The sequence below is a fragment of the Phycicoccus sp. CSK15P-2 genome, from assembly GCF_016888005.1.
In the GTDB taxonomy this organism is placed as follows: Bacteria; Actinomycetota; Actinomycetes; order Actinomycetales; family Dermatophilaceae; genus Phycicoccus.
The window spans coordinates 14,721-39,543 of the sequence record NZ_JAFDVE010000003.1 but is presented as its reverse complement, the minus strand read 5'-3'; the positions used below and the strand labels follow the sequence as shown (position 1 = coordinate 39,543).

Annotated in this window: 21 protein-coding genes; 8 read left to right on the top strand and 13 right to left on the bottom strand. The window is 73.3% G+C overall.

What is annotated here, in order from left to right; translation table 11 throughout:
- The first annotated feature begins 82 nt into the window (after positions 1-82).
- Genes JQN72_RS01895 through JQN72_RS01885 form a run of 3 tightly spaced genes read left to right on the top strand, consistent with a single transcriptional unit; the run spans position 83 to position 2,072 of the window.
- Positions 83-1,300, top strand: coding sequence for a pyridoxal phosphate-dependent aminotransferase (locus JQN72_RS01895; protein WP_204133471.1), 1,218 nt, complete (start codon positions 83-85; stop codon positions 1,298-1,300).
- Complete coding sequence (locus JQN72_RS01890; RefSeq protein ID WP_204133470.1) at positions 1,297-1,710, top strand: CrcB family protein; 414 nt, start codon at positions 1,297-1,299, stop codon at positions 1,708-1,710. The genes JQN72_RS01895 and JQN72_RS01890 overlap by 4 nt, the downstream gene beginning before the upstream one ends.
- Positions 1,707-2,072 (top strand): CrcB family protein, encoded by a 366-nt coding sequence (locus JQN72_RS01885; RefSeq protein ID WP_204133469.1) that lies wholly within the window; start codon positions 1,707-1,709, stop codon positions 2,070-2,072. Before JQN72_RS01890 ends, JQN72_RS01885 begins: the two co-directional genes overlap by 4 nt.
- Before the next feature lie 286 nt (positions 2,073-2,358).
- Here JQN72_RS01885 and JQN72_RS01880 read toward each other — a convergent pair whose 3' ends face one another.
- Together JQN72_RS01880 and JQN72_RS01875 are read right to left on the bottom strand one after the other, a co-directional pair.
- On the bottom strand, positions 2,359-4,095 hold the full coding sequence (locus JQN72_RS01880; protein ID WP_204133468.1) for a S8 family serine peptidase: 1,737 nt from the start codon (positions 4,093-4,095) through the stop codon (positions 2,359-2,361).
- Between the two features lie 133 nt (positions 4,096-4,228).
- Complete coding sequence (locus tag JQN72_RS01875; RefSeq protein ID WP_204133467.1) at positions 4,229-4,885, bottom strand: hypothetical protein; 657 nt, start codon at positions 4,883-4,885, stop codon at positions 4,229-4,231.
- Between the two features lie 40 nt (positions 4,886-4,925).
- On the opposite strand from JQN72_RS01875, the gene JQN72_RS01870 reads away from it, so the two are divergent.
- Complete coding sequence (locus JQN72_RS01870; protein ID WP_204133466.1) at positions 4,926-5,120, top strand: hypothetical protein; 195 nt, start codon at positions 4,926-4,928, stop codon at positions 5,118-5,120.
- Between the two features lie 26 nt (positions 5,121-5,146).
- Here the strand turns inward: JQN72_RS01870 and JQN72_RS01865 are convergent, their stop codons facing one another.
- Positions 5,147-6,118, bottom strand: a complete 972-nt coding sequence (locus tag JQN72_RS01865; protein WP_204133645.1) for a LacI family DNA-binding transcriptional regulator — start codon at positions 6,116-6,118, stop codon at positions 5,147-5,149.
- A 313-nt stretch (positions 6,119-6,431) separates the two neighbouring features.
- On the opposite strand from JQN72_RS01865, the gene JQN72_RS01860 reads away from it, so the two are divergent.
- Positions 6,432-11,462, top strand: coding sequence for a GH92 family glycosyl hydrolase (locus JQN72_RS01860; protein WP_307812369.1), 5,031 nt, complete (start codon positions 6,432-6,434; stop codon positions 11,460-11,462).
- 108 nt (positions 11,463-11,570) lie between these two features.
- Here JQN72_RS01860 and JQN72_RS01855 read toward each other — a convergent pair whose 3' ends face one another.
- Genes JQN72_RS01855 through JQN72_RS01840 form a run of 4 tightly spaced genes read right to left on the bottom strand, consistent with a single transcriptional unit; the run spans position 11,571 to position 14,480 of the window.
- Complete coding sequence (locus JQN72_RS01855) at positions 11,571-12,188, bottom strand: hypothetical protein (protein WP_204133464.1); 618 nt, start codon at positions 12,186-12,188, stop codon at positions 11,571-11,573.
- Positions 12,185-13,060 (bottom strand): dihydropteroate synthase, encoded by an 876-nt coding sequence (gene folP / locus JQN72_RS01850; protein WP_204133463.1) that lies wholly within the window; start codon positions 13,058-13,060, stop codon positions 12,185-12,187. The genes JQN72_RS01855 and folP overlap by 4 nt, the downstream gene beginning before the upstream one ends.
- Positions 13,057-13,983 (bottom strand): glucosyl-3-phosphoglycerate synthase, encoded by a 927-nt coding sequence (locus JQN72_RS01845; protein WP_204133462.1) that lies wholly within the window; start codon positions 13,981-13,983, stop codon positions 13,057-13,059. The genes folP and JQN72_RS01845 overlap by 4 nt, the downstream gene beginning before the upstream one ends.
- Positions 13,983-14,480 (bottom strand): DoxX family protein, encoded by a 498-nt coding sequence (locus tag JQN72_RS01840; protein ID WP_204133461.1) that lies wholly within the window; start codon positions 14,478-14,480, stop codon positions 13,983-13,985. Before JQN72_RS01840 ends, JQN72_RS01845 begins: the two co-directional genes overlap by 1 nt.
- 180 nt (positions 14,481-14,660) lie before the next feature.
- On the opposite strand from JQN72_RS01840, the gene JQN72_RS01835 reads away from it, so the two are divergent.
- Positions 14,661-15,365 (top strand): SDR family NAD(P)-dependent oxidoreductase, encoded by a 705-nt coding sequence (locus tag JQN72_RS01835; RefSeq protein ID WP_204133460.1) that lies wholly within the window; start codon positions 14,661-14,663, stop codon positions 15,363-15,365.
- Positions 15,366-15,441: 76 nt separating this feature from the next.
- On the top strand, positions 15,442-16,962 hold the full coding sequence (locus tag JQN72_RS01830) for an MFS transporter (protein ID WP_204133459.1): 1,521 nt from the start codon (positions 15,442-15,444) through the stop codon (positions 16,960-16,962).
- Between the two features lie 9 nt (positions 16,963-16,971).
- Here JQN72_RS01830 and JQN72_RS01825 read toward each other — a convergent pair whose 3' ends face one another.
- Positions 16,972-17,979, bottom strand: a complete 1,008-nt coding sequence (locus JQN72_RS01825) for a formylglycine-generating enzyme family protein (protein WP_204133458.1) — start codon at positions 17,977-17,979, stop codon at positions 16,972-16,974.
- A 168-nt stretch (positions 17,980-18,147) separates the two neighbouring features.
- Positions 18,148-19,002 (bottom strand): SDR family oxidoreductase, encoded by an 855-nt coding sequence (locus JQN72_RS01820; RefSeq protein WP_204133457.1) that lies wholly within the window; start codon positions 19,000-19,002, stop codon positions 18,148-18,150.
- Between the two features lie 86 nt (positions 19,003-19,088).
- On the opposite strand from JQN72_RS01820, the gene JQN72_RS01815 reads away from it, so the two are divergent.
- A complete protein-coding gene (locus JQN72_RS01815; RefSeq protein WP_204133456.1) occupies positions 19,089-19,703 on the top strand; it encodes a TetR family transcriptional regulator in 615 nt (204 codons plus the stop codon).
- Positions 19,704-19,809: 106 nt separating this feature from the next.
- Here JQN72_RS01815 and JQN72_RS01810 read toward each other — a convergent pair whose 3' ends face one another.
- The 4 genes from JQN72_RS01810 to JQN72_RS01795 form a co-directional block, all read right to left on the bottom strand.
- Positions 19,810-21,279: an alkaline phosphatase PhoX gene (locus JQN72_RS01810; RefSeq protein WP_204133455.1), complete on the bottom strand. Its 1,470-nt coding sequence runs from the start codon at positions 21,277-21,279 to the stop codon at positions 19,810-19,812.
- Between the two features lie 180 nt (positions 21,280-21,459).
- On the bottom strand, positions 21,460-22,761 hold the full coding sequence (locus JQN72_RS01805; protein ID WP_204133454.1) for an alpha-amylase family glycosyl hydrolase: 1,302 nt from the start codon (positions 22,759-22,761) through the stop codon (positions 21,460-21,462).
- A gap of 97 nt (positions 22,762-22,858) precedes the next feature.
- Positions 22,859-23,971, bottom strand: a complete 1,113-nt coding sequence (locus JQN72_RS01800; RefSeq protein WP_204133453.1) for an MSMEG_0565 family glycosyltransferase — start codon at positions 23,969-23,971, stop codon at positions 22,859-22,861.
- Positions 23,968-24,822: a carbon-nitrogen hydrolase family protein gene (locus tag JQN72_RS01795; protein ID WP_204133452.1), complete on the bottom strand. Its 855-nt coding sequence runs from the start codon at positions 24,820-24,822 to the stop codon at positions 23,968-23,970. Before JQN72_RS01795 ends, JQN72_RS01800 begins: the two co-directional genes overlap by 4 nt.
- Between the last annotated feature and the right edge of the window lies 1 nt (position 24,823).

Here is a 24,823-nt window from a genome sequence, read left to right as displayed (position 1 = left end):
CGAACCCTTGTCTAGTCCACATTTCGGGGTCACCCCGAAATGTCGAGGAAGGGAGGGGGCCGCGGCTGGAAGACTGGCCGCCATGCGCCGGATCGTCCAGAGCCAGAAGCTGCAGCACGTCCGCTACGACGTGCGCGGACCCATCCTCGTCGAGGCGCAGCGCCTCGAGGCCGAGGGGCACAAGATCCTCAAGCTCAACATCGGCAACACGGCCCCGTTCGGGTTCGAGGCCCCCGAGGCCATCGTCGCCGACATGGTCCACAACCTCCCCGACAGCCAGGGCTACGCCGACTCCCGCGGCATCTACTCGGCGCGCACCGCGGTGGCGCAGTACTACCAGGCCCGCGGGCTCAAGGACGTCGTCGTCGAGGACGTCTACATCGGCAACGGCGTCTCCGAGCTCATCACGATGGTGCTCCAGGCCTTCGTCGACGACGGCAACGAGATCCTCGTCCCGGCACCCGACTACCCGCTGTGGACCGGCGCCGTCTCGCTCTCCGGCGGCACGCCCGTGCACTACCGCTGCGACGAGTCGAACGGGTGGGACCCCGACCTCGCCGACATCGAGGCCAAGATCACGCCGAACACCCAGGCGCTCGTCGTCATCAACCCGAACAACCCCACCGGCGCCGTGTACTCGGAGGCCACCGTCCGCGGCCTCGTGGACATCGCGCGCCGCCACGACCTCGTCCTCATGGCCGACGAGATCTACGAGAAGATCCTCTTCGACGACGCCGTCCACCACCACACCGCGACCTTCGCGGGCGACGACGTCCTCTGCCTCACCTTCAGCGGACTGTCCAAGGCCTACCGGGTCTGCGGGTACCGCGCCGGCTGGGTCATGGTGAGCGGGCCCAAGCACCTCGCCGAGGACTTCCTCGAGGGGCTGACGCTCCTGGCGAACATGCGGATGTGCGCCAACGTGCCCGCGCAGCACGCCATCCAGACCGCTCTCGGCGGCTACCAGTCGGTGAACGAGCTCATCGGACCGGGTGGTCGCTTCCGCGAGCAGAGCAAGCTCGCGTGGCAGCTGCTCAACGACATCCCGGGCGTCTCGTGCGTCGAGCCCCAAGGTGCGCTGTACTGCTTCCCGCGCCTCGACCCCGACGTCTACCCCATCGAGTCCGACGAGGAGTTCGTCATCGACCTCCTGCGCTCGAAGAAGATCCTCGTGACCCACGGCACCGGGTTCAACTGGTTCGAGCCCGACCACTTCCGGCTCGTCACGCTGCCCGACGTCGACACCCTGACCGAGGCCATCGGCCGGATCGCCGACCACCTCTCGACGCTGCGCGCGTGACGGCCCTGCCCGTCCCGCACCGCGACCTCGCCCTGCTGGGCGGGGTCGCAGCCGGTGGCGCGGTCGGGTCGCTCGGCCGCTGGGCGGTCGGCCTGGCCCTGCCGCACGGCGTCGGCACGTTCCCGTGGGCGACGTTCCTCGTCAACGTCACGGGGGCTTTCGCCATGGGCCTGCTCGTCTCGTTCCTCGTGGACCGCCCGGGGGTGCACCGGCTGGCCCGGCCCGTCGTCGGCGTCGGTGTCCTCGGGGGATGGACGACCTTCTCCACCCTGGCGGTCGACGCCGTGCAGCTCGGCGACTCCGACCACGTGCAGCTCGGGATCGCCTACGTCGCGGGGACGTTCCTCGTCGGGGTGCTCGCCGTCGCCCTCGGGATGTGGCTCGGCCGACGCGTCTGGCCCGGCCCGTGACCGCCGCGCACGCCCTGCTCGTCGCCGCCGGGGCCGCCGTCGGCGCTCCCGCCCGCATGCTCGTCGGGCACTGGGCCAGGCGCCGGCTGGGGAACGGAGCGCCCACCGGCACGCTCGTCGTCAACGTCGCGGGGTCGCTGGTGCTCGGCGCGCTCGTGGGTGGCGGGGCGGAGCCCGGATGGCTGGCGCTCGTCGGCACGGGCTTCTGCGGGGCGTTCACGACGTTCTCGTCGCTCGCCCTCGAGATCTGGGACGCGATGGAGGACGAGCGTCCGCTCGACGCCGTCCGCACCGTCGGGCTCTCCCTCGTCCTCGGCCTCACCGCAGCCGCGCTCGGCTACGTCGTCGCGGGCGACCTCTGAGCTCGCGCCACACGCCCGGGACACCGCGGGAACGGACGCACACCGGGTCGTCATCCGCACAGGATGCTGCCGGTGTGGATGACGACAGCCTGTGCGGATGGGAGAACAGCCGTGTGGCCGGCCCCGCATCGCCCTCGTCAGCCGGAGGACCAGCTACCAACGAACCCGTCGGGACGGCACCGGCGACGCGGCCCGGCCCGGATGTGCGAAGGCCGCCCGCGCGTCGTCGAGCGGGCGGCCTCCTGTGGTCCGTACGGAGCCGTGGGCCCTCGGCCCCGACGGACGGTCAGCGCACGGCTCTCAGGGCGTTGACGATGCCGTCCCCGTAGAAACCGTTGAACCTCTTGTTCCCGACGCACTCCGCCGTGTACTCGTCGGTGCGGTCAGGGTAGACGTAGGGGTTGGTCTCGGGACAGGGGGTGTCGGTCGCGGTCCGCATGAGGTAGCTCGCGGTCCGGTCCGGCGCGAGCCCGAAGCCGCTCCGGCCCTGGGACCTGCCGTGGGCCGAGACGACGAGTGCCGCGACGCCGGCCGCGTGCGGCGCGGCCATCGAGGTGCCCTGCAGGTACTGGTAGTACCCGCACTCCTCACGGCCCTCGCGGTGCCAACGGGTGCGGACCGTCCGGCAGTCCTTCATGACCCAGCCCTCGCCCTGCTCGGTGATGTCGCCGTTCTCGTCGACGTCGCCGGCCTCTTGCAGGACGCCGAGCGGCGCCGCGGAGAGGATGAGGTTGCCGGGGGTGGCGTACTCGTCGGTGCCGTAGTTGTCGCGGTAGTCGCCGCCGGGCGCCGAGACCTCGATCTCGCCGGACTTCAGGTCGGTCGTGTAGTTCGAGAAGTACGACTTGCGCTTCGTCGGGCCGACGGCCGAGACGCCGATGACGTGCGGGCCCTCGGTCGGCAGGTCGAAGCAGGTCTGCCCGTCGATCGTGCGCTCGTGCTCCGTACCACCCGGGTAGTCGGGGCTGGAGGTGTCGTTACGCGGGTTCGCGAGGTCGTCGTGCCCGTTGCCGAGCGCGGCGACGAGGGTGACGCCCTTGGCGTGCGCGTACTCGAGCGCCCGGTTCATCGCCTCGATGATGACCGCCTGCTCCGCGGCCTCCTCCGGGGAGTCCTCGGGGGCCCCGCCGATGCAGTTGTACGCCCACGGGTCGACGTAGAACGACATGTTGACAACGTCGATGCCGACGTCACCGGAGTAGGTGAGCGCGTCGACGGTCGGCGTGAGGAAGAAGTAACCGCTGTCCTGGCCGGCGCGGACGTTGACGATGCCCACGTCCGGCGCGACACCGGAGACGCCGATGCCGTTGAGCGCACCGGCGATCGTGCCGGCGACGTGCGTGCCGTGGCCGTTCTGGTCGACGTCGGCGGGGTCGACACAGTCGGCCTCCTCGCACGGCCCGTCGACGTCCTCCATGTCGGTCGTGAAGTTGCGTGAGCGCTTCCGGTCGAAGTTCGGCGCGATGTCGGGGTGGCTGGCGTCGACACCGGTGTCCATGACCCCGACGAGGACCTTCTTGTTGCCGCGCTCGACCTTGTGCGCCGCGGGCGCGCCGATCATGTCCATGCCCCACAGGTAGGAGTCGAGCGGGTCGCTCTCGGCCTTCGTCCCCTTGCGGCCCTTCTCGCCGTGACCGGAGGCCGGGCCCCGGCCGCGCAGCCGCTCCACGACGGTGCGGTCGGGCTCGGCGTCGCGGGGCGCATGGCCGACGACGCCCTCACGGGCTGCGACGTCGACGCCCTCGACGGAGCGCGCGGAGGCGAGGAAGCCGGACTTCTCGGACGAGACGGTGACCATCCCGATCGCCTCGTTGACCGACACGACCTTCGCGCCGGACTTCTCGAGGCGGGAGGCCAGCTCGCCGACGTCGGCGCCCTTCTCCGCCAGCACCGCGTAGCTCGTCCGCGCAGAGCTCTCCGAGCTGACACCGGACTCCCGGGCCTGTGCCGTCGTCGCCGCGCCGGCGGTCGCCATGGCAAGGGCCGCGACGCCGGTCAGGGCCACCATGCGAGATCGTCGCATCGTCTCTCCTCGATCGATGGGGGTGGATGGCATCACTGTGGCACCGTCCGCCGGCCCACGCTATTCGGGCGGACGGCGCAACGGGGCTTTCGTGACGGCGGTCCGCACCCGCCCGGACGTCGCGCCTCGCGGCTCACTCCGCCGGGGCGCCGACCTCGACCTCGCGCCCGTAGGACCACCCGTGCGCGAGGGGCAGCGAGTCCCCGGACCAGAAACGCCCCGGGTCGTACCAGCTCGTCGGCACGTCCGGGCGCAGCACGCCCATCTCCTCGAGCGTGGCGGCGACGACCTCGGCGCAGTAGGCGTCCTCCGGACGCAGCCCCTTGCGCTCCGAGGCGCGACGCGTCAGATGGGCGTCACGGCCGCGCAGCCAGCGCCAGCCGAGCCGCACCGTCGAGGGGAAGGACACGCCGTCGAGCCGGGCGACCGCCCGCAGCGCGGCGTCCTCCTCGGCCGGCCCCGCGTCGGGTCGGAGCTGGCGCAGCCACGCCCGCTGGCCGTACCGCTGCTGCCAGGTCGTCACCGCCTCGGCGAGGTCGTGCAGCTGGACGCCCCGGTGGTGGTCGCCGGTCCACACGTCCAGGAGGGAGCGGCCGAGCTCGGCGTGGAACATCAGGGGCGGCAGGTCGTCGACGACGAGGGCCATGCCCACATGGTTGACCGGCGCGTTGCTGGCGGTCTGGATGAGCCGGTCGGCGACAGTACCGCCGCGGAAGATCCAGAGGTCACCCGTCCGGGTCGCCGCGACGGCGTCATCGAAGGGGACCGTGGTCCGTCCGGAGCGCGTCATGGCGCCAGTCTGCCCGCAGACCCGGGTCTAGGGTTGGCGCGTGGAGCGCAACCGGTGGGTCAAGCTGCTCGGCGTCGCCGGGGTGGCGGGGGTCGTCGCCACCGGGGTTCTCGTTGCACGGGACGAGCGGCAGCGGCGGGCGTACACACCGGACGAGGTGCGGGACCGCCTCCGCGAGCGCGCGGCGGGGACCGAGGGCCACGACGACCGGCAGGCGACCACTCCGGCCGGCTGACGGGCGCCGCCGTCCCCGCGAGCGGCTCAGTGCCGACGGCCCGACCCGCGCACGACGAGCCGGGTGGGCAGGACGATCGTCCGGGGCGGCGACTCGTCGCCGAGCAGCCGCGCGAAGAGGACCTGCGCCGCCTTCTCCCCCATCGCCACCGGGTCCTGGTGGACCGCGGTGACCGGCGGGTCGACGACGGCCGCGAGCTCGAAGTCGTCGTAGGCCACGAGTGCCGGCCGACGCTCGGCCCGGCGCATGGCGTCGAGAGCCAGGACGGTCACGCGGTTGTTCCCGGTGATGACCGCCGTGACCGGCTCGGCGTCCGCGGCCCACCGCTGCAGCGAGCGTCCCACGGTCTCGGCCGAGTGCGGCCCCATGACGACGGGCGCCGGCTCCGGCAGCCCGATCGAGGTGTGCGTCGCGAGGAAGGACTCCCGCCGCTGCCGGGCGGTCCAGAACTCCGGGTCGTCGCCGAGGAAGCCGATCCGCCGGTGTCCGTGGGCCACGAGGTGCTCCACGGCGCTGCGCATCCCGCCGAGGTTGTCGCTCAGCACGGTGTCGCGCCGGGAGCCCCGGACGGGACGGTCCAGGTGGACGATCGGCACCCCCGCCGACTCGATGGCGGGGTCGGCCTCCGGGGTCTCCCCCGCCGGGACGACGACCACGCCGTCGACCCGGCGCGCGACGAGGGCCTGGAGCACCGCCCGCTCCCGGTTCGGCGAGTTCTCCGCCGAGGCCGTGACGAGGAGGTACTGCCGCATCCGTGCCTCGCGCTCGACCCCCGCGGAGACCTGCGAGTAGAACGGGTTGCCGAGGTCCTCGAGGACGAGCCCAATCGTGAACGTGCGTCCCTCGCGGATGGCCACCCCTCCGCCCCGGCGGAACCCGATGCGCTGGATGACCGCGCGGACCCGCTCGGCGGTGTCCGGACGCACCCCGGCCTGGTGGTTGACGACCCGGGAGACGGTCTTGACCGACACGTGCGCCTCGGCCGCCACCTCCGCCATGGTCGGTCGCGCCGGTGTCCGGTGGTCCGGCCACGATGTCATCGCGCCATGACAGCAGAAGACCGACGCGACCGGCAACGGAACGGGGTCCGGACGCCCTCGCGGAGGATCTGATGTCCGGCGGACTGTCCTCACCGGACAGTCCTGGGCGCGCGTTTGACAGGTCTCGGAGGGCACCCCCAGGCTCGCCGCACCGGTGTGCAGCGACGCCCCCATCGGCGGCCGTCCGGCCGCGTGTCGCCGCGCAGGACAGGCCGGCGGCACGCTCGACGACGAGCACGGAGGACCCATGGGTGCACTGACGAGGATCCGGGTGGCGACGACGGCCGTGGCGGTCGCCGTGGCCACGACGTTCACGGGAGGTGCGGGCGTGGTCGCAGCGGCCGATCCGGCACCCGGCGACTTCTTCACGTCGTTCGAGGACGGCCAGCCGCAGCCCGAGGTGTCGACCGCCGAGGTCGGCGACGACGGGCCCCGCCAGCAGAACGTCAGTGGCACGGCCGCGAGCGACGGCAGCCTCCTCGGCCAGGTCGTCGACGTCACCGCGAGCGCCGAGAACGCCCCCGGTGAGGTCGCGGCCTCGCTCGCCGACGCCAACCCGGACACGAAGTGGCTGGCGTTCGAGCCCACGGGCTGGGTGCGCTACGAGCTGGCCCGGCCCGCGGCCGTCGTCCGCTGGTCGATGACGTCGGCCAACGACGCCCCGCAGCGCGACCCGAAGGACGTCACCCTCCAGGGCTCCACCGACGGCGAGGAGTGGACCGACCTCGACCGCCGGACCGGGCTGGACTTCCCGGACCGCTACGCGACCCTCGAGTTCGAGGTCGAGCCGTCGCAGGAGTTCCTCCACTATCGGCTCGACGTCACGGCGAACCACTCGGGCGGCATCGTCCAGCTCGCCGACTGGGACATCTCGGACGGCTCGACCGGCGACGGCGCGGCCTCGCCGATGGTCACGAAGGTCGGGTCCGGCCCGATCTCCGGCTTCAACATCAAGCCCCTCGTCGGCTGGACGGGCCTGAAGGCGATGCGCTTCTCCGGCGGGCACACCGCCGAGGGCCGCGGCTACGCCTGGAACCGGCTGTTCGACGTGGACGTCCCGGTCGGCCCGGACAGCCGGCTCACCTACCGGATCTTCCCGGACATGGTGAGCGGCGACCTCACCTACCCGTCGACGTACAGCGCTGTCGACCTGCGCTTCACCGACGGCACCTATCTCTCCGACCTCGGTGCCGAGGACGTGCACGGCACCTCGGCGAGCCCGTCCGGCCAGGGCGCCGGCAAGATCCTCTACGCGAACCAGTGGAACGCCGTGACCGTCGAGCTCGGTGCGGTGGCCGCCGGGAGGACGGTCGACCGTGTGCTCGTCGGCTACGACAACCCGGAGGCCTCGACCGACACCCGGTTCGGCGGCTGGCTCGACGACCTCGGCATCGAGGGCTCGCCCACCGCGGTCGACGCCTCCGACCTGACGGGCTTCGTCGACGTCCGGCGCGGCACCAACTCCTCGAGCAGCTTCTCCCGGGGCAACAACCTGCCGATCAGCGCGCTGCCCAACGGCTTCACCTTCCTCACCCCCGTGACGAACGCGACCTCGCAGTCGTGGGAGTACTCGTGGCAGTCCGCGAACAACGACGCGAACCTCCCCGTGCTGGAGGGGCTCGCGGTCTCGCACGAGCCGAGCCCGTGGATGGGTGACCGCAACCAGCTCTCGGTCATGCCGTCGACCGCGTCGGGGACCCCCACCGGCAACGCCGACGCCCGCGGCCTCGCGTTCGACCACGCGACCGAGGTGGCCCGCCCCGACTACTACCGCGCGGTCCTCGCGGGCGGCATCGTCGCCGAGCACACCCCGGCCGACCACGGCGGCGTCTTCCGGTTCACCTTCCCGGACGACGCCGACACCGGGCACCTCGTCCTCGACACCGTGGACGACTCCGGCGCCTTCACGGTCCACGACGACGGCACGGTCACCGGCTGGGTCGACAACGGCAGCGGGCTCTCCGCCGGACGCAGCCGGATGTTCGTGCACGGCACCTTCGACCACGCGCCGACCGTCTCCGGGGTCGCCCCGGACGGCCACACCGGCACCCGGTACGCGACGTTCGACACGAGCGAGGACACGCAGGTCGTGCTGCGGCTCGCGACGTCGTTCATCTCGCTCGACCAGGCCGAGCGCAACCTCGGTCTCGAGCTCACCGACCGCGACTTCGACGCCGTGCGCCACGCGGCGAACACCGCGTGGAACGAGCGGCTCGGTGTCGTCGAGGTCGAGGGCGCGAACGACAGCGACCGCACGACGCTGTACTCGAACCTGTACCGGCTGAACCTCTACCCGAACAGCCAGTTCGAGAACACCGGCACTGCCGCCGACCCGGTCTTCGAGTACGCGAGCCCGGTCTCCCCGACGTCCGGCGAGGCCACCGAGACCACGACGAACGCGAAGGTCGTCGAGGGCAAGGTGTACGTCAACAACGGCTTCTGGGACACCTACCGCACCGTCTGGCCGGCCTACAGCCTCCTCTACCCGGAGGTCGCCGCCGAGATCGCGGACGGCTTCGTCCAGCAGTACCGCGACGGCGGCTGGGTCGCCCGCTGGTCCTCGCCGGGCTACGCCGACCTCATGACCGGGACGAGCTCGGACGTCGCCTTCGCCGACGCCTACGTCAAGGGTGTGCCGCTGCCCGACCCGCTCGGCGCGTACGACGCGGCCGTGAAGAACGCGACCGTGCTGCCGACCTCGAGCGCCGTGGGCCGCAAGGGCATCGACACCTCGACGTTCATCGGCTACACGAGCACGAAGACCGGTGAGTCGGTGTCGTGGGGCCTCGAGGGCTTCATCAACGACTTCGGCATCGGCACGATGGCGGACAGGCTCGCGAAGGACCCGGCGACGCCCCGCGCCCGTCGGGCCAGGCTGCGCGAGGAGTCCGCGTACTTCCTCGAGCGCGCGACGCACTACGTCAACAGCTTCGACCCCGAGGTCGACTTCTTCCGCGGCCGACAGGCGGACGGCCGCTTCCCCGCGGAGGAGTTCGACCCCGAGTCCTGGGGCCACGACTTCACCGAGACCAACGGCTGGAACTTCGCCTTCCACGCACCGCACGACGGCGTCGGCCTCGCGAACCTCTACGGCGGCCGGGACGGTCTCGCCGACAAGCTCGACGAGTTCTTCGCCACCCCCGAGACGGCGACCAAGCCCGGCGGCTACGGCGGCGTCATCCACGAGATGCGCGAGGCCCGCGACGTGCGGATGGGGATGCTCGGGCAGAGCAACCAGGTCTCGCACCACATCCCGTACATGTACGACTGGACCGGGCAGCCGTGGAAGACCGCGGAGAAGGTCCGCGAGATCATGCGCCGCCTCTACACCGGCGCCGAGATCGGCCAGGGCTACCCCGGTGACGAGGACAACGGCGAGATGTCGGCCTGGTACGTCCTGTCCGCGCTCGGCATCTATCCGCTCCAGGTCGGCTCGTCCGAGTGGGCCGTGGGCTCGCCGAAGTTCGAGCGCACGACCGTGCACCGCACGCAGGGCGACCTCGTGGTCAACGCACCCCGCAACTCCGAGGAGAACATCTACGTCCAGGGTCTGCGCATCGACGGCACGAAGCACCGGAGCCTCTCGATCGACCAGTCCGAGCTGCGGGGACGGACCCGCGTCGACTTCTCGATGGGCCCGAAGCCGTCCTCGTTCGGCACGCGGGCCGAGGACGCACCCCCGTCGCTGACGACGGGGAGCGAGCCGCCCAACCCGCTGCGCGACGCGACCGGCTCCGGCCGCGGCAGCGCGTCGGCGAGCGACCTCGCCGACGGCAGTGCGGCCACCGCGCTGTTCGACAACACGTCGAGGACGTCCGCGACGTTCTCGACCGATCGGCCGCGGGTGACCTACGAGCTGTCCGGCAACGGCCAGCGCGCCACCTGGTACACCCTGACCTCCGGCCCGCAGGACGGCGACCCGACGGCCTGGCGGCTCGAGGGCTCGAAGAACGGCGGGAAGACCTGGCGCACCCTGGACCGCCGGAGCCACGAGTCCTTCGCGTGGCGGGTCCAGACCCGGCCGTTCCGGGTCGCCCGGCCCGGGACGTACACGAGCTACCGGCTCGTCGTCACGGCCGCGACCGGCGCGGTCACCCTGTCCGAGGTCGAGCTGCTCACGGACGGCTCCAGGGCGTCCGTCGGCCCGCTCACGGTCACCGCGACCGACCCGGTCGAGGTCTCCGAGGGCCAGGAGTGGTCGGGCGTGCTCGCGACCTTCGCGGGCGGACGGGGTCGTGGCGACTCCGAGGCCACGGCGACGATCGCGTGGGGCGACGGCACGACCTCCGAGGGCACGGTCGAGCCCGGCGACCTCGGGACGTCGTCCGTGTCCGGCACGCACACGTGGGAGGGCCCGGGGCCCTACCGGCCCACCGTCACCGTGACGCAGGGCCGCGAGAGCGCGTCGGGGCTCGCCTCCGCGACGGTGCACCAGGCGGTCGTCCCCTCCTACGCGGAGGGCTTCGACCTCCGGTGCATCGGGGACGTCGGGACGACGGTCCCGTGCGACGGCGGACGCTCCGGCGTCGCCCGGCAGGCCCTGGCCGACGAGGGCGTCGTCCCGGGCAAGCTCGTCGAGGTCCCCGGGACCGGCCTGCGCTGGTCGCTCCCGGCGGTCCCCGCGGGTGAGCCGGACAGCGCCACGGGCGCGGGCCAGACGCTCGACGTGACGCTCGCACCGGGGGCGACGCAGATGTCCCTCATCGGCACCGCCACCCAGAAGGACCAGGACACGACGGCGACGGTCACCTTCACCGACGGCTCGAGCGTCGAGTACCCGGTGCGCTACGGCGACTGGTGCGGCGGCGTGACGTTCGACAACGTCCTCGCGGTCGAGATGGGCTACCGGCTCAACGGGACCGGCACGGACAGCTGCCGGCTCAAGCTGTTCGCGACTGCCCCGCTCGACATCCCGGAGGGCAAGCAGGTCGCATCGGTCACCATGCCGGAGCAGACCGGCGACCCGCAGACCGCCGGTCGCGTGCACGTCTTCGCGGTCGCGGACGACGGCGCCCCGGTGGCGTTCGACCCGGCCGCCGCCGCGAGGGCGGCCCGCGGGAAGGCCGCCGAGGTCACCCTCGGCGCGGTCTCCGGCGGCGTCCCGGGCGACGGCTACACCGCCCGGGTCGAGTGGGGCGACGGCTCCGACACCGAGGACGCGACCGTGTCGGTCGCCGAGGACGGCACGGCCACCCTCACCGGCACGCACACGTGGTCGCGGTCGGGGACGTACCGCGTCCAGGTCCTCGTCGGCGACTCTCGGTCGGACGTCCTCGGGAGCCTCACCGTCACCGTCCGCTGACGCAGGGCCGGCCCGACCCGACCCGCCCGCACCCCCTGTCCGGGGTCCCGGACCCGAACGCAACCACCTCGAGCGGTCCCGTGCCGGGTGCGCGCGGCCGGGCCGTCCTCAGTCCTCGGGCAGCTGGAGCCGAGCGACGACGTGCAGCACCCCCCAGGGGTCGTCGGCCTCCAGCGCGACGGGTACGACGGGCCCGGGCGAGCGGGCGGCGAGGACCTGGAGCGGCGCCCGGCCGTGCAGGAGGAGGTCGGCGCACAGCGCGGGGTCCAGCCGGCGGACCGGGTCGAGGTCACCCGAGCGCAGCGCGGCCACCACCGACCCGTCCACGGCGAAGGCCCGCTCGTCGAGGTGCCCGGGCGCCTTCTCGCCGCGCCGGGCGCTGCCGTCGGCGACGACGACGAGCGGCTGCCCCGGCGCCGAGCCGGCCAGGTGCTCGCCGAGGGCCGCGCACTCCGCGGGGGAGGCGTCCCATCCGACGACGACAACCGCGGCCACGCCGACCCCGGCCGTCCCGGCGAAGTGGGTGCCCACCCGCTGGCCCAGCGGTGGACGGGTGCCGCGCTGCTCACGGTCCGTGGCGACGACGAGGACGACGTCGCCGCCGTCGCCGGCCCACCCCACCGCCTCGGCGGCCCGCGCCCGCAGGCCGGCCCCGACGTCCTCCCGGCCGGTGTACTCGGGCAGGAGCAGCGGGGCGCTCGGCACGACGGCGACCCGCGTGCTCACGCGAGCCCCCGGACGGTCCGGGCGGGCGGCAGGTCCCCGGCGACGACGGACACGAGGTCGAGGACCTCCCGGGTCTCGCGGACCTCGTGCACCCGGTAGACCTGGGCTCCCTTCCACGCGCACAGGGCGGTCGCAGCGAGGGTGCCCGTGAGCCGTTCTCCCACAGGCCGGTCGAGCGCCTCGCCGACGAAGTCCTTGTTCGACAGCGAGACGAGGACCGGCCATCCGAGCGTCGTGAGCTCCTCGAGGCGACGGGTGACCTCGAGGCTGTGCCAGGTGTTCTTGCCGAAGTCGTGGGCGGGGTCGACGACCACCCGGGACGGCTCGACGCCCGCGGCGACGGCGCGCTCGGCCTGGGCGAGCAACGAGGCACGGGCGTCGGCGACGACGTCGTCGTACTCGATGCGGTGCGGGCGGGTCCGTGGCGTCACCCCGCCGGTGTGGGTGCAGACCAGTGACGCCCCGAACTCGGCCGCCACGGCCGGCAAGTCCGGGTCGGCGCCTCCCCAGGCGTCGTTGATGACGTCGGCGCCGACCTCCAGCACGGCGCGGGCGACCTCGGCGCGCCAGGTGTCGACGCTGACGACGAGGTCGGGGTACTCCGCCCGGACCCGCTCGACGAAGCCGACGACCCGGCGCCGCTCCTCGGCAGCGTCGACCTCGGCGCCGGGGGCGGCCTTGATCCCCCCGATGTCGACGAGGTCCGCCCCTTCGTCGACCACCTGTCGCACCCGGTCGAGCGCGGCGTCCGCGGCCCAGGTGAGCCCCTTGTCGTAGAACGAGTCCGGGGTGCGGTTGACGATGGCCATGACGAGCCGGGCCGTCGCCGGGTACTCGGTACGGCCGAGCCGCAGCGGCGCTCCGGACGTCATCGCCGACCACCCGCGTAGCCGGGCACCGAGACCGCCGGCGGCCGCTCGGTGAGGTCGACGTCCCGGTCGCACGGGACGAAACCCGCCGGCGTGCGGTCGTACTGGGTGAGCACGACCCGGTCCCGCGCCGGGACGGCCCGGCCCTGCCTGGCCTCGACCGCGGCGATGACCTGGACCGCCATCGGCCCGAGGGTGTCGTGCCGATGGTGCCGGTGAGCCCGCCGGCCGAGGTCGACCTGGGCGATGGCCTCCGGTCCGTGGGCCGCCGCGGTGTCGACGAGGGCCGCGACCTCGACGCCGTAGCCGACCGGCACGGAGAACCGCTCGAACGCCGACCGGCGCACGGCCCACTCCCCTGCGAGCGGCTGGACGAGACCGGCGAGGTCCGGGTGGTGCATGGCGACGAGCGGCCGGGCGACGAGCTCGGTGACCCGCCCGCCGGCCTCGGCCTCGCGGCCCGCCTCGTCGAGCAGCGGGCGGTCGTAGAACGCCTTGACGAGCACGACCTCGGCGTCGAGGAGCAGAGGCCCGAGGAGGCCGCTCACGAAGTGCGGGCCCCACTCGAGGAGATCGGCGTCGAGGAAGACGAGGACGTCACCGGTGGTCACGTGCAGCGACTTCCACAGCGCCTCGCCCTTCCCGCGGGCGGGGCCGAGGCCGGGCAGCACCTCGGCCGCGGCGTGCACGGTGGCCCCGGCGCTGCGCGCGACCTCGGCCGTACGGTCCGTGGAGTCGGAGTCGACGACGACGAGCTCGTCGACGAGCGGGACGTCCTCGACCCAGGCCCTCCGGACACCCGAGACGACGTCGGCGACCGTCGCCTCCTCGTCCCGGGCAGGGACGACGACGCTGACCCGGGTCCCGCCCTTGGCGGCCAGCAGGTCCTCACCCGTCCAGTCGACGGCGACGGTGCGGACCCCCATCAGGCGGTGCCGGGGGACGGCCGGCGGAAGACCGCGAGGAGGCCGAGCCCGGCCAGCACCCCACCGACAGCGGCGACCGCACCCCACCACACCCCGGAGAACGGCAGACCGAGCGCGGCGTCGAGGGACCATCCGCCCGGGCCGACGACCGCGAGGCCGACGGCGACGGTCGCGACGACGACGACGTACTCCCATCCGCCCTTGAAGACGAAGAACCCCTTGCCCGCGTGGTCGGTGAGCGCCGCCACCGTCATCAGGCCGACGAAGGCCGCAGCGGCCGGAGCGGTGAGCAGGCCGAGGGTGACGAGCGTGCCGGCCACCAGCTCGGTGCCGGCGGCGACCCGTGCGTGAAGCCACCCCGGACGCAGGCCCAGCGACTCGAACCAGCCGGCCGTGCCGACCAGCCCGCCGCCACCCCACACCTTGTTGGCGCCGTGGACGACGAGCATGGGCCCGAGGGCCAGCCGGACCACGAGCATCCCGAGGTCGACGTCCATGTCGCTCCGTTCCGTCTGCCGTCCGGCGGCCGGGCGGTCCCGGTCGCTCCGGGCGTCCTTACTCTAGGTCGCCCGTCATGGCAAGGATGGCCAGCACCCTCGACTCACGGTGCCGCCCGTTCCTACGATGGCAGCGGGCCGGGCACGCAGGGTCCCGGCCCGGTACAGCAGGGAGCAGGGATGTCACGCGTCGTCGCCGTCACCGGCGTCTGCACGGAGGTCGCCCGAGCGGCGGCCCACGAGTTCGCCCGACGCGGGGACCGCGTCGCGGCACTGTCGCCGAGACCGGAGGCCGCCGAGCGGGTCACGGCCGAGATCCGTGGCCTCGGCGGCTCCGCCTTCGGGCACGTCCTCGACGCCGGGAACCCCGACGACGTCGAGACCACACTCGACCGCATCGAGGACGAGCTCGGTGAGGTGGAGGTCTGGGTCAACGGGGCCGTGGCTCCGCCACCCGTGGCTCTGGACGACCTCGAGCCCGGCGAGCTCCGACGGGTCACGGACACGTGCTACCTCGGCCAGGTGCACGCGACGATGGCCAACATCGAGCGGATGCGCGACCACGACCGCGGGGTCGTCGTGCACCTCGCCCCGCGGATCCCGTCGCACGGCGTCTCCGGCAGCGTGGCCGCGTCGGGAGCGTTCGCGGCGGTGCGCGGGTTCCACGAGGCCCTGGCGGCCGAGCTCCGGGAGGAGGGCGCGCACGTCCGGGTCCGGCTGGTGCAGGTGCCGGAGGACGCCCACCCACTGACGGTCGCGCGCGACGTCGTCGCCGCGACGAGCCGGCAGGACCGCCGGACGCAGCTGCTCCGCGCCGGTGCGGTCGGGACCGGCGCGGCCGTCGCCGCCGGGACCACCTACCTGCTGCGCCACCGCGCACGCTGAGCGGCCTCGAAGGCGCTAGCGTCGGCGCAGCGGCGCGTCCCCGGCCACGGTCGACCACCGCGGTCAGGAGGTCGGGATGGGCCAGGCTCCGGCGCGTGTGCCGCTGTCGAGCGCTCAGGGACGATGGCTGCTGTTCGCGGCGGTCCTCGGGTCGGGCCTCAGCGGGATCGACGCGACGGTCGTCAACGTCGCCCTGCCGGCGATCGGCGAGTCCTTCGACGCGTCCTTCACGGCGCTCCAGTGGGTCGTCACCGCGTACGCCCTCACACTCGCGGCCTTCATCCTCGTCGGCGGGGTCCTTGGCGACCGCTACGGACGGCGACGGGTCTTCGTCGTGGGCGTGGTGTGGTTCGCGGCTGCCTCGCTGCTGTGCGGGCTGGCACCCACCGAGGAGGTCCTCGTCCTGGCGCGCGCACTCCAGGGCGTCGGCGGCGCCCTGCTGACTCCCGCGAGCCTCGCGGTCATCCAGGCCTCGGTCACCCCGGCGGACCGGGCGCGGGCCATCGGGGCGTGGTCCGGGCTGAGCGGCGTCGCGACCGCGGTCGGCCCGTTCCTCGGTGGATGGCTGGTCGACGCCGTCTCCTGGCGGTGGGTCTTCCTCGTCAACGCCCCGCTCGCGGTCGTGCTCGTGGTGGTCGCCACCCGGCACGTGCCCGACACCCGGGACCCGACGGCCACGGGCGGGGTGGACTGGCTCGGCGCGGTCGTCGGAGCGGTGGCTCTCGCCGGAACCAGCTATGCGCTCATCTCGGCGGGCGACGAGGGGTGGACCCTCCCGGTGGTGGCCGCGGGGGTCCTGGGTGCGGTGGCGGCCGCCGCCTTCGTCGTCGTCGAGCGGCGCTCGGCCCACCCCATGCTGCCCTTGTCGGTGTTCTCGTCGGCCCAGTTCAGCGCGGCCAACGTCGTCACGTTCATCGTCTACGGCGCGTTCGGGGTCGTGTTCTTCCTCCTGGTCATCCAGCTCCAGGTCGTCTTGGGCTACGGACCCGTCGCCGCCGGCGTCGCCCTGCTGCCCGTCACCGGCCTGATGCTGCTGCTGTCCGCGTGGTCCGGCGAGGTCGCCGCACGCATCGGGCCGCCGCTGCAGATGGCCCTCGGGCCGGTCGTCTGCGCGGCCGGCCTGGTCCTCATGCTGCGGGTCGGGCGGGACGCCGGCTACGTCGGCGACGTCCTGCCCGCCGTCCTCGTGTTCGGGCTCGGCCTCTCCGTGCTGGTCGCCCCGCTCACCGCCACGGCCCTCGGTGCCGCACCGGACGAGCACGCCGGGCTGGCCTCGGGCGTCAACAACGCCGTCGCCCGTACGGGTGGCCTGGTGGCCGTCGCGGCGGTCCCGGCGTTGGCCGGCCTCACCGGCCGGGTGTACGACGACCCGGACGCGTTCGACGCCGGTTTCACGACGGCCATGTGGGTCGCCGTCGGCGCCCTGCTCGTCGGGGCCGTCGTGGCGGCGGTCTCCATCCGCGACGACGTGCTCGAGCCGGAGCCCCGAGAGGAGCCCACCCACCACGTGCGGCACTGCGGGGTGGGCGCTCCGCCGCTCACGACGTCGACCGACGCGCGGGTTCCCGGACAGGCCGCGGAGGGCAGCGGCCGCTGACCTCCGTGGTCAGCCGCGGACGACGCAGCGGAAGCCGATGTGCGTGGTCGCGGAGTCCTCGGACTGCGGCGAGCGTGCAGGGGGCCGGTAGCGCAGGCAGTACTCGGGGGCGCACAGGTGTGAGCCACCCTTGAGGACCCGGCGCGGACGGGTCTCTCCGGGGGCGCGGCTGGACGCCGCGAGGTCTGCCGCCGGGAGCGCCTCGGCGCGCTGCGGGGCGCAGCACGAGGAGGCCCCGGGGTCCGGCGCCGGCCTCGCGCCGTCGTCTCCCGCGGCCGCGAGCGCATCGGCGGCGTCCCGGTCGGCGCCGACGAGGTAGAGCGTGCGGGTCCACTCCCAGACGTTCCCGATGGTGTCGACGAGGCCGTACCCGTTGGCGGGGAAGGCACCCACCGGTGAGGTGCCGGCCCATCCCTTCGCCCCGGTGTTGCGGTACGGGAACCGGCCCTGCCAGGTGTTGGCCATGATCCGGCCACCCGGGTCCGGCTGCTCGCCCCACGCGTAGGTCGTCGCCGGTCCCCCGCCGCGTGCCGCGTACTCGGCCTCCACCTCGGTGGGCAGGTCCCGCCCGGCCCACGCGGCGTACGCCAGCGCGTCCTCGTAGGAGACGAGGACGACCGGGTGCTCGTCACGGCCCTCGAGGTCGGTGCCCGGACCACCGGGGTGCCGCCAGGACGCACCGGGCTGCCACCGCCACCAGCGGCTCCAGTCCGACAGCGGTACCGGACCGGGGGTCGGGGTGAAGACGAGGCCGCCGGGGACGAGCAGCTCGGGGTCCGCCCCGGGGAAGTCCGCGGGGTCGAGCTCCTGCTCGGCCACCGTGACGTACCCGGTCTCGGCGACGAAGACGGCGAACCGGGCGTTCGTCACCGGGTGGCGTTCCATGCGGAAGCCCGAGACGTCGACGTCGCGCACCGGCCCCTCGTCCGGGTAGAAGTCCGCCGAGCCCATCGTGAACCGACCTGCCGGGACCTCGACGAGCTCGGTGAGGTCCCGGATGCTCGCTCTCGTACTCATGGAGCCACGGTACGAGGCCTCGCGCGCGTCCGGCGCGCCGTCGGAACGCCTCCGCGGCGGCCCGCGACCTGGGTCTCCGGGCCGGCCTGTTGCCGTACGTCCACCCGGACCCCCCAGAAGTCGACGAGGTCCTCCTCGGACGCCTTGCCGTTCTGTCCGACGGGTCGGTCAGTGTGGTGCGGTGGGGTCGTAGTCGTCCGCGTCGGTCGAGCGCGCGATGGCCTCCTGCGCCTCGGCCTCCGCCAGGCGAGCGCGGACCGATGCCGTGACCAGCGCGTACGCGTCCGAGCCCAGCAGAAGCCGGCGAGGCATCGGAGAGTGCCCGGTGGCGTCGATGACTGCTCCGGCCATCCGGCCGGCGTCCCCGGGGATCGACTCCCGACTACGCTCGCGGCGGCCTCGGACGGCCGCGGCAGGGGTGTCGTCGTAGGCGGGTAGCGACCTCGCGACGGTCATCGACGATCCGCCGAACTCCGTTCGCGCCGAACCGGGCTCCACGATGCAGGTTTCGATGCCGAACGGCGCCAGCTCCTCGCGCAGGGCCTCCACCAAGCCCTCGTTGGCCCACTTCGTCAAGTGGTACAGCGACATTCCGGGGGCGGCCATCTGGCCCGCCATGCTCGAGATCTGCACGATCTTGCCGCCCCCCTGCTCGCGCAGATGGGGGACGGCCGCCCGAATGAGTGCCAGCGACCCCATGACGTTGGTCTCGACCTGCCGGCGGATGTCGTCGTCGTCGAGCTCCTCCAGGGCACCGAAGAGACCGAAGCCGGCATTGGCGACGACCACGTCGACCCGGCCTCGGTCACGCCACGCCCCGTCGACGGCCGAGCGGACGCGGAGGCCGTCCGTGACGTCGACATCGTGGACCCACAGCGCATCCGGGTGGTCGAGCAGCAGCCGATCCAGGCGCTCCGGACGACGCTGGAGGGCGATGACACGGTCGCCGCGGGCCAGCAGCTGCCGGGTGAGCTCGAGTCCGAGTCCGCTGGACGTGCCGGTGATCAACCAGGTGGAGGGCATCAGGTCTCCTGCATAGATAACTAACCAGATGGTTATATCACGACGGCCTCCATTCGTCGCCCGGCCACGACAACTAAGGTCCTGTCATGACCAGCGACTCGACCGGGCGACCCCGATCGGGCCGACGCGATGCCGCGGCCACGCGAGCACGGCTTCTGGCTTCGGCGAGAGCTGAGTTCGCGGAACGCGGCCTGGCCGGGGCCCGGGTCGACCGCATCGCCGAGCAGGCCGAGACGAACAAGCGGATGATCTACGTCTACTTCGGCTCGAAGCAGGGCCTGTTCGACGCCGTCATCGACACGACGATCGGTCGGCTGCTCGATGAGGTGCCTTTCACCGCGGACGACCTCCCGGCGTACGTCGGGGGCTACTTCGACCAGCTCGTTGCCGATCCGGAGGCGCTCCGGCTGACGATGTGGCGCAGCGTCGAGCACGTCGAGCCCACCGCGCCGGAGCGAGAGTCCTTCGCCCGCAAGCTGGCCGCCATCCGTAGCGCACAGGCCGAGGGCAAGGTCCGGGACGACATCGCTGCGGTCGACCTCCTGGCCATGCTCCTCGCGCTGGCTCGAGGCTGGCTGACCGCCACCCCGGCGTTGCACTCGGCGGTCGACTCCGACCCGCACGGTGCCGCACGGCTCGCCGAACATCGCGCAGCCGTCGTGGATGCCGTGCACCGAGCGCTCGGGCCATACAGCCGCTGACACGACCGAATGGACACGATGACGGCGACCACGGACCAGTCGCCGGGGTGACGAGGAGGCCGGCAGCCAGAGCACCCGCTCGACGGTGTCGCCCTCACCGCACCAGTCAGCGGCTCCCGGCCGGCTCCCCGCCGAGGTACCGCTCCCAGGGACCGGTGATGGCGAGGGTGAGGCCGGGATCCTGCATGTTGACGAACAGGACCCGCCCGTCGTCGCTGAAGACCGGCCCGCAGAACTCCGAGTCGTTGAGCTGGTTGCGGGCGATGGCATAGGTGGGTCCGCCGGGGAAGGCACCGAGGACGTGCGAGGCGCCCTCGCCGTCCTCGGCCATGACGAGGCTGCCCCACGGCGTGACGGTGACGTTGTCGGGTCCGTCGAAGCTGATGCCGTCGAACCGGGCCGGCGAGCCGTCCTCGGTCGTCGGCTGGTGCGGGAAGTAGGTGACGAGCTGGATGGTCCGGGCGCGGTAGTCGTAGAACCAGACCATGCCGTCGTGGGGCACGGCGTCGGAGGGCAGGTCGCCGTCCTTCCAGGCGTACGAGTTGACGACGTACACGCCTGCGTCGGTGCCCCACACGCCCTCGAACTTGCGGCCACGGGTCACCTCGGAGTCGTCGAACTGCTCGCGCACCGAGGTCGTCCTGGCGTCACGGTCCGGGACCTTCACCCAGCGGACGGGGAAGGGACGACCGAGCTGGGCGGAGGTCAGGTACGCGACGTCGGGGAGGACCGAGCCGTCGTCCATGATGATCTGCATGGCCTCGAGCGTCCCGGCGTCCGCGGCCAGGCGGGTGAGGACGCGCGGGCCCAGCCGCAGCCCCCGGGGCGCGGTCCACCGGTAGAAGAGCCCGTTGGGTCCGCTGGCGTCCTCCGACAGGTAGACGTGGGTGCGGTCGTGGTCGATGGCGAGAGCCTCGTGCGCGTACCGGCCGAGGCACCGGACGGGGCGCGGGTCGGCACTCCCGTCGGCCCAGACCTCGAAGACGTACCCGTGGTCCTTCTGGAAGACGCCCGTCCGGTCGCCCTCCTCCCACGGGGCACCGGCACGGTCCTCGGTCTCCTCGCAGCTCAGCCAGGTGCCCCACGGGGTCGGGCCACCGGCGCAGTTCGAGGCGGTGCCCGACAGGGCCACGAACTCCCCGTGGTTGCGACCCTCGCGGTCGGTCGTGATGACCGTGCAGCCGCCGGCGTCGACGGCGCCCGGGTCGTAGACCGTGCCTCGGACATGCGGGACGCCGAACTGCGCGCCGGGGTCGATCTCGTGGTTCTGGATCAGGGTGTAGCGGCCGCGTCGCGCTGCCACGACGGCCATGCCGTCGTGGTCGGACGGGGTGACGCCCTGGGCCTTGTCGAGCCTCGTCACGCCGGTGCGGGTCACGATCGAGTAGCTGAACCCCTCGGCGAGCGCGAGGATGCCGTCAGGGTCGTCGACCAGTGCCGGGAACGGCTCGCGCGGCCCGCTCGGGTCCGGTCGGCGCGTCGGCGTCGCCTGCGCCAGGGACGGGATCGCCCCGGTGGCGGCGAGGCCGACGCCGGCGGCACCGGTGGTGAGGAGGGAACGACGGGTGGTGGGCATGGATCGGCTCCTGGCATCGCGGGTCGAGGGACGGCGCCATTCAATGCGCACACAGCGGCGGGGACGGCCTCGGTGATCATGAAGTGCTCGTGACGTCGTCGTGAACGCCGGACGGCCGCCGATCGGCCGCGGGTCGCCCGTGCCACCCGTCACGACCACGGAGCCGTCGGGGAGAGGGCGTCAGCCGCGAGCGGCGACGGCCCATCCGTGCGCGCCGACGACGAGGTCCTCGCCGCGCAGGCCGGAGTCGGCTCCCACGAGGTAGGTCCCCGACGCACCCAGCGGGGTCACGAGCTCGTCGTCGCCGAGGTTGAGGGCGACGACGAGCGGACCGGTCCCGCCCGCCTCGCCCCGGGGCGCCGACTCGAGGACCATCGTCGCGTTGGCGACGGCCTTCACCGTGGTCCGCGCGGTGTGCAGCCACGGGTACCGTCGGCGCAGCCCGACGAGCGCGCGCCAGCGGTCGAGGAGGCCGGGCTCGGCCTCGGCCATCTCCTCCGGCGTCGGCGGGAACGCCGGCCGGATCGCGTCGTCGCCACCGACGCGCTCCTCCTTGACCGCGCGCAGCCCGTACTCGTCACCGGCGTAGAGCGAGGGCGTCCCGCCGAGCAGGAGCAGGAGCACCGCGGCGTGCGCGTGGTGGCGCCCGTCGTCGACCTGGCTGGCGATGCGGGTCACGTCGTGGTTGCCCACGAAGGTCATCGGCACGAAGTGGGCGAGGAAGTCCTCGTGGCGCTGCAGAGCCCAGGCGAGCTCGTGGAGGTTGACGTCCTGCAGGGCGTGCCAGACGCCCTGCCACAGCTCGTACTGGGTGACCGAGTCCAGCCCGCCGTCGCGCACGATGCCGACGTAGTCGCCGTGGATGACCTCGCCGACCACCCAGACGTCCGGGTGCGCCGCCCGGACCTGCGGGAGCACCCCGGCCCAGAACGCCGGAGGCACCGCGTAGGCGGCGTCGAGCCGCCAGGCGTCCACCCCCGCGCGCTCGCACCAGGACGTCATGACCTCGGCGACGGTGCGGGCGACGTCCGGGTTGTCGTGGTCGAGGGCGACAAGGCCGCCGTGCCCCTCGAAGGTCGCGAAGTCTCCGTCGTCGATGCGGAACAACGCCCGCTCCGGGGCCGCCGGGTCCCGACGCGCCGCCACGAGCGCCGGGAAGTGCGGGCCGACGTGGTTGAAGACACCGTCGAGCATGACCCGCACGCCGCGGGCGTGAGCGGCCTCGACGAGGTGGACGAGGTCGTCGTCGGTGCCGAGCCGGGGGTCGACGTGGAACCAGTCCGTCGTGTCGTACCCATGGGTGGCGGAGTCGAACACCGGGCCGAGGGCCAGACCGTTCGCACCGAGCGCCACGAGGTGGTCCAGCCACGGCTCGAGGTCGCGCAGGGCCCGCCCGGGGGTGCGGTCCTCCCCGGTCGTGTCGGCTCCGAGGAACCCGAGCGGGTAGACGTGCCACCAGATGACGTGCTCGACCCAGTTCATCGCCGACATCCTCGCAGCCTCCCCACACCGGCGGACCGGGCGGTCGCCGCCGACGTCCGCGCCCGGCCGTAGGGAGCCGGGGACAGCCGGCCGAGCGTCAGCGCCGGCGTGCGTCCGGTCCCTCCGTCCCGCGCGCCAGGTGGGCGGTGTAGAGGTCCAGGTGCGCCCGGGCCGCGGCCGCCCAGGTGAACCTCGCCGCCAGGTCCCGCCCCGGCTGCGGTCCGGGGTGGCGGCCCTCCAGCGCGTCGAGCAGCCGCGCCGCGATGTCGTCCGGGGTCCTCGCGTACGTCACGGCCTCGCCCAGCACCTCCCGCAGCACCGGAAGGTCCCGGGCGACGACGGGGACCCCGGCGGCCAGCGCCTCCATCGCCGCGAGCCCGAATCCCTCCTTGGTCGAGACGAATCCCAGCGCCTCGGCCTGTGCGACGAGCGCGGGCAGATCCGGCTCGTCGATGACGCCGAGCACCTCGACGTCGATGCCGAGCTCCACGGCCACGGCGTCGAACTCCACCCGGTAGTCGCGGTAGTCGAAAAGTGTCTCGCCACCGGCGTACACGAGGCGGACGTCGGGACGGGCCTGCTGCGTCGCCGCCATCGCGCGGAGGAGGTCGACACTGCCCTTGCGCGGCTCGATCCCGCCGAGGGCGAGCACGTAGGGCCCGAGGCGGTCGGCCCAGCGTGCCCGCCCGGGCCGGTCGTCCGCGCCGGCGGCGAAGCGTGCGGCGTCGACCCCGTTGGGGATGACGACCGGCTCCAGCCCCCAGCCGCTGCGCACCTCCTCGGCCACCGCCGCCGACACGCAGATCCGGAGCGTCGGCTCCACGAGGGCCCGCTCGTGACAGGCCGCGAGCTCGGGGGTCGTGAAGGTGTCGAGGTGGTGGACCGTGCGCAGACAGGGCAGGGCGGCATTCGCGCTGATGCAGTCCTGGGCGTGCACGATGTCGTAGCGACCGGGGTCGAACGCGTCGCGCAAGACGTGGATCGAGCGGACGATCCGCGTCCCGACGTCCTCGTCCGCGCGCTCCGGGAACGGCACCGCGTGGACGGTCACGGCGGGGTCGACCGGCCGGAAGAACCCGGCGTCCCCGCCTCGGCCGAGCGTCCAGACCTCGACCTCGACCCCGAGGGCGGCGAGGCTCTCGGCCAGCGCGAGGGTGTGCACCACCCCACCGCGCGGCTTGGTCGAGTACGTGAGCAGGGCGACCCTCACCGCCTCGCCCCCTCGTTCCGGTAAGCCGACGGCACCCGCTCGACGAGGTGGCTCAACGTGCGGCGCGACCGGGCGACCTCGGCCGCGACGTCGATCCGGGCCGTCGCCATGCCGCCCTTGTTCCGGGTGCGGGCGAGCACGTCACCGCCCGGCCCGACGATCTTGGCCTGGCCGAGGAAGCGCAGGCTGCCCATCGTCCCGGTCTGGTTCGACGACACCCACACCACCTGGTTCTCCGCGGCCCGGGCGGTGTCGTAGATGTCGAACAGCCGGGACTGGCGGTCCTGGGAGAGCCGGTCGGTCCGGTCGGTGACGCTCGCCGGCCACGCGCTGAGACAGGCGAGGACGAGCGCACCGTCGAGCGCCAGGCTGCGTGCCGCCTCGGGGAAGGTCTTGTCGTAGTCGATGAGCATGCCCATCCGGCCGACCGGGGTGTCGAAGGCGGTGAAACCGTCACCGGCGCGGGTGGCCTCGGCCTCGCCGAGCGGCTGGTGGACCTTGCGATGGCGTCCCAGCACGCCATCACCACTGAGGCAGACCGCGGCGTTGTACGTCGTCGCGGCCCCGTCGACGATCTCGACCTCGGTGTAGCCGAGACAGACGACCATCCCGCCCGCCATCCGGCGGACCCGCTCGAGCTGCGGCGAGGACTCCGGCAGCGCCGGTGGCAGGGCCCGTGGGTCCGGCCGGGCGAGGTCGCCGAGGTACCCCCCGAGGGTGGCGTGCGGCAGGACGAGCAGACCCACCCCGGCGTTGCGGGCGTCGCCCATGATCCGGACCGCCTTCTCGACGCACCGCTCGAGGTCGCGGCCGAAGTTCGCGGCGACCGCGCCGAGCGTCAGCGTCGTCACG